The organism is Pseudomonas sp. PDM19, from assembly GCF_014852215.1.
In the GTDB taxonomy this organism is placed as follows: domain Bacteria; phylum Pseudomonadota; class Gammaproteobacteria; order Pseudomonadales; family Pseudomonadaceae; genus Pseudomonas.
Genome location: NZ_JACVBG010000002.1, coordinates 1,125,999 through 1,140,873 on the forward strand (window position 1 = coordinate 1,125,999; position 14,875 = coordinate 1,140,873).

The following is a 14,875-nucleotide window of genomic DNA, read 5'->3' on the forward strand; positions in this document are numbered from 1 at the left end:
TGGCTCAGCTGGTTTTCTGCAGGCGCACGGCGAGGACATCGCAGGGCGCACCGTGCAGCACGTCGTTGGCGGTGGAGCCCAGCAGCAGGGCGAGGCCGTGGCGGCCGTGGCTACCGACGACGATCAGGTCGCAGTCCTGCTCATCGGCAAGGCGGTGGATTTCCTGGCGCGGCTGGCCGTAGACCAGGTGGCACTGGGAGCTGGTGATTTCGGCGTAGGTGAGGGTGAACTGGTGCAGGCGTTCCTTGGCCTGGTCGAATTGCTGCTGTTGCAGCATCGACAGGTCCATCGGCACGTCGCCGCCGAAGGCCATGGCCATGGGCTCGACCACATGCACCGCCGAGAGCCGGGCATCGTTGGCCTTGGCCAGTGCGACCGCCCGCTTCATCACCGGATCGCATTCTTCGGTAAGGTCGACGGCGACCAGAATGTGTTGGTAGGGCATGAGCGTCTCCTCCGGGGGACTCGTTATTAATCAGTATGGCCCCAATGGCCGTGCTTGACCTGTTTGACCGGTATAACCGATATGACCACGTGGATGGTAATCCTGCTCATTGCATTGGTGCTCAGCCCGCTGACCTGGCTGATCCCTTCGCGCGGCCAGCGCGGGCAGATGGACCTGCGCCTGCAGGCGCGACGCCTGGGCCTGGCCATGCAGATGGCGCAGCAGGAATGGCCCCACTGGCTGGAACGGCAGCCGCCGCGCCAGTGCGCGCAGTACCACCGCGCCCGCGGGAAGAACCGCGATGTCTGGTGCTACTGGCAGAGCGAGCCGGGCGTCTGGCTGGATCGCTGGCGCGAGGCGAGCGCCCCTGCCGAGCTGGCCCAGGCGCTGGCCAGTCTGCCGAAGGACGTCTACAAGGTCGAGGCGACACCCCAGTTCCTCGCGCTGTACTGGGGCGAGCGGGGCGACAGCAGCGACCTCGAGCGGGTCGCCAGCTTCCTTAAACAGCATGCCTGAGGCGATCAGCTCTGCTGCGCGGCATAGAGACCGGAGACTTTCTCCAGGTCTTCGATGATGCGGTCGGAGTACTTGTTGATCAGGAAGGGCACGCTGTTCTGGTTGTAGTTCTGCAGCGATTTCTCGATGTAGCGCCACTTGATCGCCACGCCGCGTAGCTCCTGGCCGATCTCCGGCGTGGTCTGCGGCGCCTGCTGCAGCTTCACCAGGTTGATCGCGAAGCGGTTGGCCAGGTCGTCCAGCGGGCGCTCCTCGCCGCCGCCGAAGAAGCTGGCGCCCACCGAGGCGTTGCGCGAGGCGTAGTCCACCGCGATGTCCTGCATCAGCAGGCTCTGCTCGCGGGTCTGCTGGGTCAGCGGCGGGACCTTGCTGCCGCTTTCCTCCTGGATTTTCGCGTAGAGCTGCTCTGCGGTGTCCAGCAGCTTGCGGTTCTGCGCCGCGAGGTCAGCCACCGGTTGCAGGTCGGTGTAGCCGCTCTTGTCCAGCGCGCCGGTGAGGACGTGCAACTGAGCCGCGTAGGCCTTCCATTCGTCCTGCAGTTCGGTCTTGAGCTTCTTCGATTCGGTGCCGGGCATTTCCCCGAGCTTGCCCAGGGCGTCGGTGGCGCTCTGCGACGAGGTCTCGACCATCCTGGCGTACTTCTGGTCGCCCTCCATCGCATTGAACATGAAGAAGTCGCCGAGGCTGCGTTGGGCGGCGAGGCGCGTCTGGTGGACATTGAGCAGGTCGCTGGCGGCGTCGGCGGCAGCGATGAGGGGCAGGGCGGTGAGCGCGAGCGCAGACAGCAGACGCACTAGCGGACGGCTGGGCATCGTTCCAACTCCTTGGAGCCATGGGCTTCTTGTTGTTTTGTATTCCACAGGTTCCAGGCGTCTGCCGGCGTTGGCAGAAGGCAGATCGCCATTGCGCCCGACTCTAGCGCGGGCCATGGGGTTTGAACAGTGGCTGTCGGGACGTCGGTGCCAGGTAACAATTGTCACGATAGGCGTGGTGAATAGCTCATCAGGGTTGCGCTGAATGCTCCGGCCCAGACGCCCCGGCCGCTTTGCGACTGTTACGTCTCGCCGATTGACAAGCATTGGCTTTTGCTAGAAGGTGGGCGCACCCAAATCAAACGGGCGTATGAATCGATCGTTTGCCACGTGCGAAGGATCCAACATAACGCCCCGGCTATCGCGTCGGCGGGTGTGCCGCAAGCTTTGGGACTAACCTCGGCACTGCCGAGCTGTCCCGATACACGGTGTCCGACGTGTGATTTCAAGCTTCCCTAGCGTGGAGATCAGTTGATGATTTACCAAGGTAAAGCCATCACGGTTAAGGCTCTTGAGAGCGGCATCGTCGAACTGAATTTCGACCTCAAGGGCGAGTCCGTCAACAAGTTCAACCGACTCACCCTGAATGAACTGCGTCAAGCAGTCGATACCATCAAGGCCGATGCGTCCGTCAAGGGCGTGATCGTGACCAGCGGCAAGGGCGTGTTCATCGTCGGCGCCGACATCACCGAGTTCGTCGACAACTTCAAGCTGCCTGACGAAGAGCTGCTGGCCGGCAACCTCGAAGCCAACAAGATCTTCAGCGACTTCGAAGACCTGAACGTTCCGACCGTAGCCGCGATCAACGGCATCGCCCTGGGCGGCGGTCTGGAAATGTGCCTGGCTGCCGACTTCCGTGTCATGAGCGCCACCGCCAAGGTCGGCCTGCCGGAAGTGAAGCTGGGCATCTACCCGGGCTTCGGCGGCACTGTTCGCCTGCCGCGCATCATCGGTTGCGACAACGCAGTCGAGTGGATCGCCTCGGGCAAGGAAAACCGTGCTGAAGACGCGCTGAAAGTCGGCGCCGTCGACGCCGTTGTGGCTCCGGAGCAGCTGCAAGCCGCCGCCCTGGACCTGGTCAAGCGCGCCATCGCCGGCGAGCTGGACCACAAGGCCCGCCGTCAGCCGAAGCTGGAAAAGCTCAAGCTGAACGCCATCGAGCAGATGATGGCCTTCGAAACCGCCAAGGGCTTCGTCGCAGGCCAGGCCGGCCCGAACTACCCGGCTCCGGTCGAAGCGATCAAGTCGATCCAGAAAGCCGCCAACTTCGGTCGCGACAAAGCGCTGGAAATCGAAGCCCAAGGCTTCGTGAAACTGGCCAAGACCTCGGTTGCGCAGAGCCTGATCGGCCTGTTCCTGAACGACCAGGACCTGAAGAAGAAGGCCAAGCAGTACGACGAGATCGCCAAGGACGTGAAACTGGCCGCCGTACTGGGCGCCGGCATCATGGGTGGCGGCATCGCCTACCAGTCCGCTTCCAAGGGCACTCCGATCCTGATGAAGGATATCCGCGAAGAGGGTATCCAGATGGGTCTGAACGAGGCCTCGAAGCTGCTGGGCAAGCGCGTCGAAAAAGGCCGCATGACCCCGGCCAAGATGGCCGAGGCCCTGAACGCCATTCGCCCGACCATGTCCTACGGCGACTTCGGCAACGTCGACATCGTCGTCGAAGCCGTGGTCGAGAATCCGAAGGTCAAGCAGATCGTTCTGGCCGAAGTTGAAGGCGTAGTGAAGGAAGACGCGGTCCTCGCGTCGAACACCTCCACCATCTCCATCAACCTGCTGGCCAAGGCGCTCAAGCGTCCGGAAAACTTCGTCGGCATGCACTTCTTCAACCCGGTGCACATGATGCCCCTGGTCGAAGTCATCCGCGGCGAGAAGTCCAGTGACGTCGCCGTCGCCACCACCGTGGCCTACGCCAAGAAGATGGGCAAGAACCCCATCGTGGTGAATGACTGCCCCGGCTTCCTGGTCAACCGCGTGCTGTTCCCGTACTTCGGCGGCTTCTCCAAGCTGCTGGGCTTCGGTGTGGACTTCGTGCGCATCGACAAGATCATGGAGAAGTTCGGCTGGCCCATGGGCCCGGCCTATCTGTCCGACGTGGTCGGCATCGACACCGGCCACCACGGCCGTGACGTGATGGCTGAAGGCTTCCCGGACCGCATGGCCGTGGAAGGCAAGACTGCCGTCGACGTGATGTACGACGCCAACCGCCTGGGTCAGAAGAACGGCAAGGGCTTCTACGCCTACGAGACCGACAAGCGCGGCAAGCCGAAGAAAGTCACCGATCCGCAGGCTTATGAGCTGCTGAAGTCCATCGTCACCGAGCAGCGCGAGCTGACCGACGAGGACATCATCAACTTCATGATGATCCCGCTGTGCCTGGAAACCGTGCGCTGCCTGGAAGACGGCATCGTCGAAACCGCTGCCGAGGCCGACATGGGCCTGATCTACGGCATCGGCTTCCCTCCCTTCCGTGGCGGTGCCCTGCGTTACATCGACTCCATCGGTGTGGCCGAATTCGTCGCACTGGCCGACCAGTACGCCGACCTGGGTGCGCTGTACCACCCGACCGCGAAGCTGCGTGAAATGGCCAAGAACGGCCAGAAGTTCTTCGGTTGAGTGCGCAACGAATAGAGCGAGAGTGAATTTATGAGCCTGAATCCGAGAGACGCCGTCATTGTCGACTTCGGCCGCACCCCGATGGGCCGTTCGAAGGGTGGCATGCACCGCAACACCCGCGCGGAGAACATGTCCGCGCACCTGATCAGCAAGCTCCTGGAGCGCAACCCGAAGATCGACCCGGCGGAAGTCGAGGACGTTATCTGGGGCTGCGTGAACCAGACCCTGGAGCAGGGCTGGAACATCGCACGCATGGCGTCGCTGATGACCCAGATCCCGCACACCAGCGCCGGCCAGACCGTCAGCCGCCTGTGCGGCTCGTCCATGAGCGCCCTGCACACTGCCGTGCAGGCGATCCAGACCGGCAACGGTGACGTCTTCGTCATCGGCGGCGTGGAGCACATGGGCCACGTCGGCATGATGCACGGCGTCGACCCGAACCCGCACATGTCCCTGTACGCCGCCAAGGCGTCGGGCATGATGGGCCTGACCGCCGAAATGCTGGGCAAGATGCACGGCATCACCCGCGAGGCGCAGGACAAGTTCGGCGTGCGTTCGCACCAGCTGGCCTGGAAAGCGACTCAGGAAGGCAAGTTCAAAGACGAAATCATCCCGATGGAAGGTTACGACGAGAACGGCTTCCTGAAGGTCTTCGACTTCGACGAAACCATCCGTCCGGAAACCACCCTGGAAAGCCTGGCGGCCCTGAAGCCGGCCTTCAACCCGAAGGGCGGCACCGTGACGGCGGGTACTTCCTCGCAGATCACTGACGGCGCTTCCTGCATGATCGTCATGAGCGCCCAGCGCGCCCAGGACCTCGGTGTGCAGCCGATGGCCGTGGTTCGCGCCATGGCTGTGGCGGGCGTTGATCCGGCGATCATGGGCTACGGCCCGGTTCCGTCGACCAACAAGGCGCTCAAGCGTGCCGGCCTGACCATCAACGACATCGACTTCTTCGAGCTCAACGAAGCCTTCGCCGCACAGGCCCTGCCGGTGCTGAAGGACCTCAAGATCCTCGACAAGATGGAAGAGAAGGTCAACCTGCACGGCGGCGCCATCGCCCTGGGTCACCCGTTCGGCTGCTCCGGTGCGCGTATCTCCGGCACCCTGCTGAACGTGATGAAGCAGAACAGTGGCACCCTGGGCGTGTCCACCATGTGCGTGGGCCTCGGTCAGGGCATCACCACCGTCTTCGAACGCGTCTAAGCTTTCGTCGATGGGAGAGCCGGGGCCTTGTGCCCCGGCTTTCGTTTTTGTCGGGCGGGGATTGCCCGACGGCCGCGCAATGAGCACAATCGCCGCCTTTTGGCCGGCCGAGGGAGAACCGACATGCACTTGCAGCCCGGACTGTATCGACATTACAAGGGACAGCAGTACCGCGTTCTCGGCGTCGCCCGGCACTCGGAGACCGAGGAAGAGCTGGTGATCTACCAGGCGCTGTACGGCGAATTCGGCCTCTGGGTACGCCCGCTGAGCATGTTTACCGAGGCGGTGGAAGTGAATGGCGAGAACGTTCCGCGCTTTGCTCTGGTGAGCGCCGAAAACGATCCGCTGGGTCTTCAGACCGGCCCGTCCGGCGAAACCCAAGCTTGACCTTGGCGCGACCGCCACTATATATAGCGGTGCCGCTCCTAGCTCCTCCCTCCTTATAAATTCATCTTTTCGACGCAGGAATATTCCGATCCATGGGTAAATCGCTGGTCATCGTGGAATCACCGGCCAAGGCCAAGACCATCAACAAGTACCTGGGCAACCAGTACGTGGTGAAGTCGAGCATCGGCCACATCCGCGACCTGCCCACCAGCGGCTCGTCCGCGTCGAAGGAGCCTGCGGCAAAAACGCGCAAGACCGCTGCCGAGGCGCCGGCCCTGTCGCCGAAGGAGAAGGCCAAGCGCCAGCTCGTCACCCGCATGGGCGTCGATCCGGAGCACGGCTGGAAGGCCAAGTACGAGATCCTGCCCGGCAAGGAAAAGGTGATCGAGGAGCTGCGCCGCCTGGCCAAGGATGCCGACACCATCTATCTCGCAACCGACTTGGACCGCGAAGGGGAGGCCATTGCCTGGCACCTGCGCGAGGCCATCGGCGGCGACGACTCGCGCTACAAGCGCGTGGTCTTCAACGAAATCACCAAGAAGGCCATCCAGGAGGCCTTCTCCCAGCCCGGCGAGCTGGATATCAACCGCGTGAATGCCCAGCAGGCACGCCGCTTCCTCGATCGCGTGGTGGGCTACATGGTCTCGCCGCTGCTGTGGGCCAAGATCGCCCGTGGCCTGTCCGCCGGCCGCGTGCAGTCGGTGGCGGTGAAGCTGGTGGTCGAGCGTGAGCGCGAGATCCGCGCCTTCGTTCCCGAAGAGTACTGGGAAGTGCACGCCGACCTCGGCACGCCGAAGAACGACAAGGTCCGCTTCGAAGTGGTGCGCGAGAAGGGCGAAGCCTTCAAGCCGCTGAACGAAGCCCAGGCCACCGCTGCCCTGGAGAAGCTCAAGGCCTCCAGCTACAGCATCGCCAAGCGCGAAGACAAGCCGACTTCCAGCAAGCCCTCGGCACCGTTCATCACCTCCACCCTGCAGCAGGCCGCGAGCAATCGCCTGGGCTTCGGGGTGAAGAAGACCATGATGATGGCCCAGCGTCTCTACGAAGCCGGCTACATCACCTATATGCGTACCGACTCGACCAACCTGTCGGCCGACGCCATCGACATGGTGCGCGGCTTCATCGACAGCGAGTTCGGCAAGAAATACCTGCCGGCCAAGCCGAACTTCTACTCCAGCAAGGAAGGCGCCCAGGAGGCTCACGAAGCGATTCGTCCTTCTGACGTCAACCTGCGTCCGACCCAGCTGTCGGGCATGGAGCGCGACGCCGAGCGCCTGTATGACCTGATCTGGCGCCAGTTCGTGGCCTGCCAGATGCCGCCGGCCGAGTACCTGTCCACCACCGTCAGCGCGGCTGCCGGTGACTTCGAGCTGCGCGCCAAGGGCCGCATTCTCAAGTTCGACGGCTACACCAAGGTGCTGCCGCAGCAGAGCAAGCCGGGCGAGGATGACGTCCTGCCGGAAATGAACCAGGGCGACGCGATGAAGCTGCTCAAGCTCGATCCGAGCCAGCACTTCACCAAGCCGCCGGCGCGCTTCTCCGAAGCCAGTCTGGTCAAGGAACTGGAAAAGCGCGGCATCGGCCGTCCGTCCACCTACGCGGCGATCATCTCCACCATCCAGGAGCGCGGCTACGTCACCACCCACAATCGCCGCTTCTACGCGGAAAAGATGGGCGACATCGTCACCGACCGCCTCAACGAGAGCTTCTCCAACCTGATGGACTACGGCTTCACCGCCGGCATGGAAGAGAACCTCGATGACGTGGCCCAGGGCGAGCGCGACTGGAAAAACGTGCTGGACGAGTTCTACGGCGACTTCCGCAAGAAGCTCGACCTGGCCGAAGCCTCCAACGACGGCATGCGCGCCAACCAGCCGACCCTGACCGACATCCCCTGCCGCGAGTGCGGCCGGCCGATGATGATCCGTACCGCCTCCACCGGCGTGTTCCTCGGCTGCTCGGGCTACAGCCTGCCGCCGAAAGAGCGCTGCAAGGCGACCGTCAACCTGATTCCGGGCGACGAAATCGCCGCGGATGACGAGGGCGAATCCGAGTCCCGCGTACTGCGCGGCAAGCACCGCTGCCCGATCTGCAGCACCGCGATGGACGCCTACCTGGTCGACGAGAAGCGCAAGCTGCATATCTGCGGCAACAACCCGGATTGCGCCGGCTACGAGATCGAGGAAGGCCAGTACCGCATCAAGGGCTACGAAGGCCCGAGCCTGGAATGCGACAAGTGCGGCAGCGAGATGCAACTCAAGACCGGCCGCTTCGGCAAGTTCTTCGGCTGCACCAACCCGACCTGCAAGAACACCCGCAAGTTGCTGAAGAGCGGCGAGCCCGCGCCGCCGAAGATGGACGCCATCCGCATGCCGGAACTCAAGTGCGAGAAGGTGGACGACATCTACGTATTGCGTGACGGCGCTTCCGGCCTGTTCCTGGCCGCCAGCCAGTTCCCGAAGAACCGCGAGACCCGTGCTCCGCTGGTTGCCGAGCTGGTGCCGCACAAGGAAGAGCTGGATCCTAAGTACCACTTCCTGCTCGCAGCTCCCGCGAAAGACCCGGATGGCCGCCCGGCGGTAATCCGTTTCAGCCGCAAGACCAAGGAGCAGTACGTACAGTCCGAGGTTGATGGCAAGCCCACCGGCTGGCGCGCGTTCTTCGACGGTGGCAAGTGGAAGGTCGAAGACAAGCGCTGATGGAAGGCGCGCCCCGCTGAGGCGGGGCGTGCTTATACTGCCGCAGTCGACTGCAGAGGGCCCGGTCATGGCGAACGAACTCTATACCCGTACCAACCAGAAGCTGTTCTTCGCCGGCCTTGCCCTGGAAGCCTGGCGCAGCGCCGAAGCGGCGCGTGCGATGAATGCCCAGGCGCGCATCCAGGCTGAACGCGAAGCGGCGCTGTTCCATCTCTACGGAGCGGTGCTGGGCGTAGCCCATGAGATCGCTGGCTACTACCGCCTGCCCCAGGCCGGCGCGCCGCGCGTCGATATGCTGCTGAATGCCGAGGTACTGGCTGCCGCGCCAAGCCCGGAGCTGGCGGAGATGGTCGAGCTGGCGCAATCGCCGGAAGCCTGGCTGGGTCGCCTGCTGGCCGCCTATGCCGCGTTGTTCCAGCCGCCGAGCGAGCCGAGGAAAGCCAAGGTCGATCCGACCCAGCCGCTGATCCAGGCGGTGAATGTCGACGACGAGGCGCCGGTCGAGTTGGGCAATGACGAGCTGGAAACCTGGCGCAAATCCCTGAAAGACCTGGTGCTGCGCTTCCGCGCATCGCTTACCGAGCTCTGATCCCTGCATCACAACCCGCCGGCCTTCCGGTCGGTCCGCGCAAGCTTTGGCTAGGGTGCGGCGGGTGTGGCTGTTACACTACGCGTTCTGCTGTGGAGAACGTCGCTATGCCAACCTCATTTCTGGAAATTGTCGAGCTGCCTGACGGGCGTATCGTGCTGCGTCGTGCGGACGAGGAGGAGGCGCTGGTGACCCTGGAGTTCTCCGCCGATGCCAAGGGCTTCCTGCAGGGCCAGCACATCGAGATCGCCAAGGCGATGTTCAATGTGGGTGTACAGATGGCCGGCCGTCTCGCCGAAGGCGGTGACATGAGCATGGACGACGAAGGTCCGCGCGTCCTGCATTGAGTTCTTCCGCTTCGCCGCGTTCGCGGCGAAGCTTCCCGATCAGATCAACCCATACGAATATTCAGGCTCTGCGCCTGGCCGGCAACGGCGGCGCGGGACAGTTGCGCGCGCGCTTTCGCGCTGAGATTCAGCCAGCTCACCACGGTGTGGCTGTTGCCCAGGCGCAGCGCTTCGCAGGCCAGGGCCTGGGCGGCGGCCTGATCGCGGGCCGGAAGCAGCAGGATGCCCTGGCGGTTCAGGCCGGCCTTGCGCAGCCAGTCCGGAGTCAGGCTGGACGGCGGAGCGATCAGGGTCAGCCAGCGCGAATCGCTTTCCTCGCTCAGCTCGCGGAGCATCGGCGCCAGCAACATCAGGCACTGGCCGGGGAGGCCGCGCAGGGCGATCTCGCTGAAGGCGCTTTCGTCGGCGACGGGCTCTTCTTCCATCAGCTCCGGAAGCAGGGGAGCAGTACCGCTTGCCCAGAGTGCTTCCTGGAACAGCGGGAGTTGCGGCAGGTTCTGCGGCTGCGGGTACTGCATGGGTGTCTCCTGTTCAGCGACGGATCACGCCGACGCTCAAGCCTTCGATGACCAGTTCCTGTTCCTTGAGATCGACCTCGATGGGGGCGAACTCCGGGTTCTCGGCGAGCAGCCAGACCTTGCTGCCTTCGCGCTTGAAGCGCTTCACCGTGACCTCTTCACCCAGGCGGGCGACGACGATCTGGCCGTTGCGCGCCTCGCGGGTGACATGCACGGCGAGCAGGTCGCCATCCATGATGCCAACGTCCTTCATGCTCTGGCCGCGCACGCGCAGCAGGTAGTCGGCCGGCGGGTTGAAGAAGGTGGGGTTGATCCGGCAGGTGTCATCGACATTCTGCTCGGCGAGGATCGGTGCGCCGGCGGCGACGCGGCCGATGATCGGCAATTCGTCGTCATTGGCGGCGGCCTTGGGCTCGAAGCCGGGGATGCGGATGCCACGGGAGGCGCCCGGGGTCATCTCGATGGCACCTTTGCGGGCGAGGGCCTTCAGGTGCTCCTCGGCGGCGTTGGGCGACTTGAAGCCGAGCTCCTGGGCGATTTCCGCGCGGGTGGGCGGGTAGCCGTTGGCTTCCAGGCAGCGTTTGATGAAGGCGAGGATCTCGGCTTGGCGCGGCGTGAGCTTCAGCATGTCCATACTCTGGCTTTTTATACAGTGCCTGGAATTATATACAGTGATGGCGGGCTGGCAATGCTTTTATTGGGTGCGGCTGTCGGTGGAACGTTCGTGCATGTAACCTTTGGGCGTTGGCAGGCGTCTTGCTGTAGATCCTCATCGATTCAGGCGTCTCGTCGCATTGCCATGATATTGGTAACAATCCATCGCACTTTGCTTGACAATACAAGACGCTGAAACGTATGTTTCAAACAAGTGTTTGTCAGGCGGAGTAGCCATGGCCCAGTCGGAAACCGTCGAACGCATCCTGGATGCTGCGGAACAGCTGTTCGCGGAGAAAGGCTTCGCCGAAACCTCCCTGCGTCTGATCACCAGCAAGGCGGGGGTGAATCTCGCGGCGGTGAACTATCACTTCGGCTCGAAGAAGGCGCTGATCCAGGCGGTCTTCTCGCGCTTCCTCGGCCCGTTCTGCGCCAGCCTCGAGAAGGAGCTGGATCGCCGTCAGGCCAAGCCCGATGCGCCGCGCGCCACCCTGGAGGAGCTGCTCGAACTGCTCGTGGTCCAGGCCATGGCGGTGAAGCCGCGTAGCGGCAACGACCTGTCGATCTTCATGCGCCTGCTGGGCCTGGCGTTCAGTCAGAGCCAGGGCCACCTGCGCAAGTACCTCGAAGAGGTCTACGGCAAGGTATTCCGCCGCTACATGCTGCTGGTGCATGAGTCCGCGCCGCGCCTGCCGCCGCTGGAACTGTTCTGGCGCGTGCACTTCATGCTGGGTACCGCGGTGTTCAGCATGTCCGGCATCAAGGCGCTGCGCGCCATGGCCGAGAACGATTTCGGCGTGAACACTTCCATCGAGCAGGTGATGCGCCTGATGGTGCCGTTCCTTGCTGCCGGCATGCGTGCCGACAGCGGCGTCAGTGATCCCTCGCTGGCGGGTGCGCAGCTCAAGCCGCGCACCAAGTCGAGTGCCGCCCAGGCGCCCGCCAAGGTCTGATCCGGGCCCGGCTTCACGCTGGGCTGCGTCGGCCCGATCGGCTACAGTAGCCGGCCATGGCTGATCTCGATCTTCTCCATATCTCCCTTGCTGACCAGATGCTCTACGGCTTCGCCGCAGGGCGTCTTGTCGTGCGCGTTCCGGTATCCAGCGCTGCCAACGGCGCGGGGGAGCGCAACGGCTCCGGCTGCACGCCACGCGGCTTGCACCAGGTCCGTGCACGCATCGGCGATGGCTTGCCCAAAGGCGCGGTACTGAAGGGCCGACGCTGGACTGGCGAGACCTGGACGGCCGTGCTTCACGAGGCATTTCCCGGCCGCGACTGGATCCTCTCGCGCATCCTCTGGCTCAGCGGCTGCGAGCCGGGGCGCAATCGGATGGGCGAGGTCGATACCTTCCGCCGCTACATCTATCTGCACGGCACGCCGGACTGCGAGCCCATGGGCACGCCGCTGTCCCACGGCTGTGTCCGCCTGCGCAATGATGACCTGCTGGAACTCTTCCCGCAGGTGCCGCTCCATTGCCGGGTCCGAATCGAAGAACCCGCCTGTCCCGAGTGGCAGGTGGCGCAACTGAATTGAAAGGAATGCACATGCAAGGCTCCCTGATGCTCGACATCGGCGGCACCTGGCTTACCGCCGAGGACCGCCAGATCCTGCGCCACCCGGAAGTCGGTGGCCTGATCATCTTTGCCCGCAACATCGAATCGCCGCGCCAGGTGCGTGAGCTGATGGCTGCCATCCGCGCCGTACGCCCCGACCTGCTGCTGGCAGTGGACCAGGAGGGCGGTCGCGTGCAGCGCCTGCGCCAGGGCTTCCTGCGCCTGCCGGCGATGCGCGCCATCGCCGATAACGCCAATGCCGAACGACTGGCCGAGCAGTGCGGCTGGCTGATGGCGACCGAGGTGCTGGCGGTAGGGCTGGACCTGAGCTTCGCCCCGGTACTGGACCTGGATCACCAGCGCAGCGCCGTGGTCGGCAGCCGGGCCTTCGAAGGCAATCCGGAGCGCGCCGTGGCGCTGGCTGGCGCCTTTATCCGTGGCATGCGCGCCGCCGGCATGGCTTCCACCGGCAAGCACTTCCCTGGCCACGGCTGGGCGGAAGTGGATTCCCATGTGGGGATTCCCGAGGACGAGCGCACACTGGAACAGATCCGCGCCGTGGACCTGGTGCCGTTCCAGCGCCTGTCCGGCGAGCTGGATGCGCTGATGCCGGCCCACGTGATCTACCCGCAGGTCGACCCTAACCCCGCCGGCTTCTCCCGCCGCTGGCTGCAGGACATCCTGCGTGGCGAGCTGGGCTTCGACGGGGTGATCTTCAGTGATGACCTGTCCATGGCCGGCGCCCATGTGGTCGGCGATGCTGCCAATCGCATCGAGGCTGCGCTGAGCGCTGGCTGCGACATGGGCCTGGTGTGCAATGACCGCGCCTCCGCCGAACTGGCCCTGAGCGCCCTGCAGCGCCTCAAGGTCAGCGTGCCGCAGCGTCTGCAACGCATGCGCGCCAAGGCCTGGCCGGGTGTCGAATACAAGCAGCAACCGCGCTGGCAACAAGCCGTCGGCGAACTGCGCGCCGCACAACTGATTGATTAAGGATTTGCCATGACTGTCTACGCCATCATCGGCGGCACCGGCCTGACCCAGCTGGAAGGGTTGACCCTGAAGGACGCCATCGAGCTGGATACGCCCTACGGCGCGCCTTCGGCGGCCATCCAGCGCGGCGAGTTCGCCGGTCGCGAGGTGCTCTTCCTCGCCCGCCATGGCCACCCGCATCGCTTCCCGCCGCACCAGGTGAACTACCGCGCCAACCTCTGGGCGCTGAAGCAGGCTGGCGCCGAAGCCATCCTTGCGGTGAACGCTGTGGGCGGCATCCACGCCGCCATGGGCAGCGGCCATCTCTGCGTGCCGCATCAGATCGTCGACTACACCTGGGGCCGCGAGCACACCTATTTCGCCGGTGATATCGAGCACGTTACCCACATCGACTTCAGCCACCCCTATGACGAGCCGCTGCGGCTCAAGCTGATCGCCGCCCTGCAGGCGCTAGGCTATGCCTACAGCAGCCATGGCGTGTATGCCGCGACCCAGGGCCCGCGCCTGGAGACTGTGGCGGAAGTCGCCAAGCTGGAGCGTGACGGTTGCGACATCATCGGCATGACCGGCATGCCCGAGGCCGCACTGGCCCGCGAACTGGACCTGCCCTACGCCTGCCTGTCGCTGGTGGTGAACCCGGCAGCCGGCAAGTCCAGCGGCATCATCACCATGGCCGAGATCGAGCAGGCGCTGCACGAAGGCATCGGCAAGGTGCGCGAGGTGCTGGGGCGTGTACTCATAAGCTGACGCTCTCTGCAAGAACGGGCCATGCCCGCGAATCGCTTGGCGCCGTGCCTTGCAGGTTCGCGAGCAAGCCCGCTTCTTTGAAGAGCAAGAAAAAGCCCGGCGAATGCCGGGCTTTTTGTTTATTGCGCGGGCTGTGCCGGCGGTGGGGCTTCGAAGCCGCCGTCTGCCGGTGCGGCCGGAGCCTGTTGCTGTTGCGGCGCATCCGGGCCGGTCGGCGCTTCGTCTTCCATGCCGGGCGGCGGAGCGGAGGCGGGCTTGGCGTTGAGTGGGGTCACCTTGATCAGCATGCCCAGGCTCGGGTGGTCGAGGTAGGTCAGCACGCTGTTCTTCAGGCTGGCTTCCTGGACCATGTGCTGGCTGGCGGCGAGCAGGCCGTCCTGGCCGAACTGATTGATCCAGAAGTCGGTCTGGGTGTTCACGAAGCGCTGCTGGCTGAGGGTGACGGTGCCTTCCACCGGGAAGTGGCCGTCACGCTGGGCGCCTTCGCTCAGGGAAATCTTCACCGGGTTGGCATCGATTTCCTGGCGCCAGGCCTTGTGCATCAGCACCTGGAAGCCTTCGTTCTGCTTGAGCTTGGCCACCTGGGCGTCCATTGCGGTGGGGCGCGAGCTGTCCGGGCCCGGCGGTTGCGCGCCCTTGGCCCAGTCGTCGGGTGCGGGGCGGCTGGCGAACACGGCGTCGCCAGATTGCTGGAAGAGGATCAGCTCCACCTGGTAGGGCTCGGCGAAGGCGGCTGGCGACAGAAGCGCCAGCGACAGCAGCAAGGGTTGGAACAGGCGCATGCACAGG

Annotated in this window: 16 protein-coding genes; 11 read left to right on the plus strand and 5 right to left on the minus strand. The window is 64.3% G+C overall.

Annotation, left to right across the window (positions count from 1 at the left end):
* Positions 1 to 4: 4 nt before the first annotated feature.
* Positions 5 to 445 carry a universal stress protein gene (locus IB273_RS13610; RefSeq protein WP_024766849.1) on the minus strand — a complete coding sequence of 147 codons (441 nt, stop codon included), beginning with the start codon at positions 443 to 445 and terminating at the stop codon, positions 5 to 7.
* An 81-nt stretch (positions 446 to 526) separates the two neighbouring features.
* Here IB273_RS13610 and IB273_RS13615 point away from each other — a divergent pair, with 81 nt between their 5' ends.
* The gene (locus IB273_RS13615; protein ID WP_081519441.1) at positions 527 to 961 is read left to right on the plus strand and encodes a hypothetical protein; all 435 of its coding nucleotides are present in this window, start codon (positions 527 to 529) and stop codon (positions 959 to 961) included.
* A 5-nt stretch (positions 962 to 966) separates the two neighbouring features.
* Here IB273_RS13615 and IB273_RS13620 read toward each other — a convergent pair whose 3' ends face one another.
* Positions 967 to 1,773: a hypothetical protein gene (locus tag IB273_RS13620; protein ID WP_081519442.1), complete on the minus strand. Its 807-nt coding sequence runs from the start codon at positions 1,771 to 1,773 to the stop codon at positions 967 to 969.
* A 474-nt stretch (positions 1,774 to 2,247) separates the two neighbouring features.
* Between IB273_RS13620 and fadB the strand changes: the two genes are divergently transcribed.
* The 6 genes from fadB to IB273_RS13650 all read left to right on the plus strand — a co-directional run bounded on the left by fadB (position 2,248) and on the right by IB273_RS13650 (position 9,623).
* A complete protein-coding gene (gene fadB / locus IB273_RS13625; protein ID WP_081519443.1) occupies positions 2,248 to 4,395 on the plus strand; it encodes a fatty acid oxidation complex subunit alpha FadB in 2,148 nt (715 codons plus the stop codon).
* 30 nt (positions 4,396 to 4,425) lie between these two features.
* Positions 4,426 to 5,601 (plus strand): acetyl-CoA C-acyltransferase FadA, encoded by a 1,176-nt coding sequence (fadA, locus tag IB273_RS13630; RefSeq protein ID WP_081519444.1) that lies wholly within the window; start codon positions 4,426 to 4,428, stop codon positions 5,599 to 5,601.
* Between the two features lie 123 nt (positions 5,602 to 5,724).
* A complete protein-coding gene (locus tag IB273_RS13635) occupies positions 5,725 to 5,988 on the plus strand; it encodes a DUF1653 domain-containing protein (RefSeq protein ID WP_045211689.1) in 264 nt (87 codons plus the stop codon).
* Between the two features lie 92 nt (positions 5,989 to 6,080).
* Positions 6,081 to 8,687 (plus strand): type I DNA topoisomerase, encoded by a 2,607-nt coding sequence (gene topA / locus IB273_RS13640; protein ID WP_081519445.1) that lies wholly within the window; start codon positions 6,081 to 6,083, stop codon positions 8,685 to 8,687.
* A 67-nt stretch (positions 8,688 to 8,754) separates the two neighbouring features.
* Positions 8,755 to 9,276 carry a DUF6586 family protein gene (locus tag IB273_RS13645; RefSeq protein ID WP_192224271.1) on the plus strand — a complete coding sequence of 174 codons (522 nt, stop codon included), beginning with the start codon at positions 8,755 to 8,757 and terminating at the stop codon, positions 9,274 to 9,276.
* 107 nt (positions 9,277 to 9,383) lie between these two features.
* Positions 9,384 to 9,623 (plus strand): hypothetical protein, encoded by a 240-nt coding sequence (locus tag IB273_RS13650; protein ID WP_045211682.1) that lies wholly within the window; start codon positions 9,384 to 9,386, stop codon positions 9,621 to 9,623.
* 44 nt (positions 9,624 to 9,667) lie between these two features.
* Here the strand turns inward: IB273_RS13650 and sulA are convergent, their stop codons facing one another.
* Positions 9,668 to 10,141, minus strand: coding sequence for an SOS-induced cell division inhibitor SulA (gene sulA / locus IB273_RS13655; RefSeq protein ID WP_192224272.1), 474 nt, complete (start codon positions 10,139 to 10,141; stop codon positions 9,668 to 9,670).
* Positions 10,142 to 10,154: 13 nt separating this feature from the next.
* Positions 10,155 to 10,769 (minus strand): transcriptional repressor LexA, encoded by a 615-nt coding sequence (gene lexA, locus IB273_RS13660; protein ID WP_026079098.1) that lies wholly within the window; start codon positions 10,767 to 10,769, stop codon positions 10,155 to 10,157.
* A gap of 262 nt (positions 10,770 to 11,031) precedes the next feature.
* On the opposite strand from lexA, the gene IB273_RS13665 reads away from it, so the two are divergent.
* From IB273_RS13665 to IB273_RS13680, 4 genes are read left to right on the plus strand one after another with little or no spacing between them, the layout of a single operon-like run.
* Positions 11,032 to 11,748 carry a TetR/AcrR family transcriptional regulator gene (locus tag IB273_RS13665; protein ID WP_017519280.1) on the plus strand — a complete coding sequence of 239 codons (717 nt, stop codon included), beginning with the start codon at positions 11,032 to 11,034 and terminating at the stop codon, positions 11,746 to 11,748.
* Between the two features lie 56 nt (positions 11,749 to 11,804).
* Complete coding sequence (locus IB273_RS13670) at positions 11,805 to 12,329, plus strand: L,D-transpeptidase (RefSeq protein ID WP_192224273.1); 525 nt, start codon at positions 11,805 to 11,807, stop codon at positions 12,327 to 12,329.
* 11 nt (positions 12,330 to 12,340) lie between these two features.
* Complete coding sequence (gene nagZ / locus IB273_RS13675; protein ID WP_192224274.1) at positions 12,341 to 13,339, plus strand: beta-N-acetylhexosaminidase; 999 nt, start codon at positions 12,341 to 12,343, stop codon at positions 13,337 to 13,339.
* A gap of 9 nt (positions 13,340 to 13,348) precedes the next feature.
* A complete protein-coding gene (locus tag IB273_RS13680; protein WP_151187744.1) occupies positions 13,349 to 14,086 on the plus strand; it encodes an S-methyl-5'-thioinosine phosphorylase in 738 nt (245 codons plus the stop codon).
* A 119-nt stretch (positions 14,087 to 14,205) separates the two neighbouring features.
* On the opposite strand, the gene IB273_RS13685 is transcribed toward IB273_RS13680, so the two are convergent.
* Positions 14,206 to 14,868: a CsiV family protein gene (locus IB273_RS13685; protein ID WP_081519451.1), complete on the minus strand. Its 663-nt coding sequence runs from the start codon at positions 14,866 to 14,868 to the stop codon at positions 14,206 to 14,208.
* Positions 14,869 to 14,875: the final 7 nt, after the last annotated feature.

What these genes read in the sequence shown, in the direction of transcription:
- IB273_RS13610 (WP_024766849.1), bottom strand. Translation starts at nt 445, where the DNA reads ATGCCCTACCAACACATTCTGGTCGCCGTCGACCTTACCGAAGAATGC.
- IB273_RS13615 (WP_081519441.1), top strand. Translation starts at nt 527, where the DNA reads ATGACCACGTGGATGGTAATCCTGCTCATTGCATTGGTGCTCAGCCCG.
- IB273_RS13620 (WP_081519442.1), bottom strand. Translation starts at nt 1,773, where the DNA reads ATGCCCAGCCGTCCGCTAGTGCGTCTGCTGTCTGCGCTCGCGCTCACC.
- fadB (WP_081519443.1), top strand. Translation starts at nt 2,248, where the DNA reads ATGATTTACCAAGGTAAAGCCATCACGGTTAAGGCTCTTGAGAGCGGC.
- fadA (WP_081519444.1), top strand. Translation starts at nt 4,426, where the DNA reads ATGAGCCTGAATCCGAGAGACGCCGTCATTGTCGACTTCGGCCGCACC.
- IB273_RS13635 (WP_045211689.1), top strand. Translation starts at nt 5,725, where the DNA reads ATGCACTTGCAGCCCGGACTGTATCGACATTACAAGGGACAGCAGTAC.
- topA (WP_081519445.1), top strand. Translation starts at nt 6,081, where the DNA reads ATGGGTAAATCGCTGGTCATCGTGGAATCACCGGCCAAGGCCAAGACC.
- IB273_RS13645 (WP_192224271.1), top strand. Translation starts at nt 8,755, where the DNA reads ATGGCGAACGAACTCTATACCCGTACCAACCAGAAGCTGTTCTTCGCC.
- IB273_RS13650 (WP_045211682.1), top strand. Translation starts at nt 9,384, where the DNA reads ATGCCAACCTCATTTCTGGAAATTGTCGAGCTGCCTGACGGGCGTATC.
- sulA (WP_192224272.1), bottom strand. Translation starts at nt 10,141, where the DNA reads ATGCAGTACCCGCAGCCGCAGAACCTGCCGCAACTCCCGCTGTTCCAG.
- lexA (WP_026079098.1), bottom strand. Translation starts at nt 10,769, where the DNA reads ATGCTGAAGCTCACGCCGCGCCAAGCCGAGATCCTCGCCTTCATCAAA.
- IB273_RS13665 (WP_017519280.1), top strand. Translation starts at nt 11,032, where the DNA reads ATGGCCCAGTCGGAAACCGTCGAACGCATCCTGGATGCTGCGGAACAG.
- IB273_RS13670 (WP_192224273.1), top strand. Translation starts at nt 11,805, where the DNA reads ATGGCTGATCTCGATCTTCTCCATATCTCCCTTGCTGACCAGATGCTC.
- nagZ (WP_192224274.1), top strand. Translation starts at nt 12,341, where the DNA reads ATGCAAGGCTCCCTGATGCTCGACATCGGCGGCACCTGGCTTACCGCC.
- IB273_RS13680 (WP_151187744.1), top strand. Translation starts at nt 13,349, where the DNA reads ATGACTGTCTACGCCATCATCGGCGGCACCGGCCTGACCCAGCTGGAA.
- IB273_RS13685 (WP_081519451.1), bottom strand. Translation starts at nt 14,868, where the DNA reads ATGCGCCTGTTCCAACCCTTGCTGCTGTCGCTGGCGCTTCTGTCGCCA.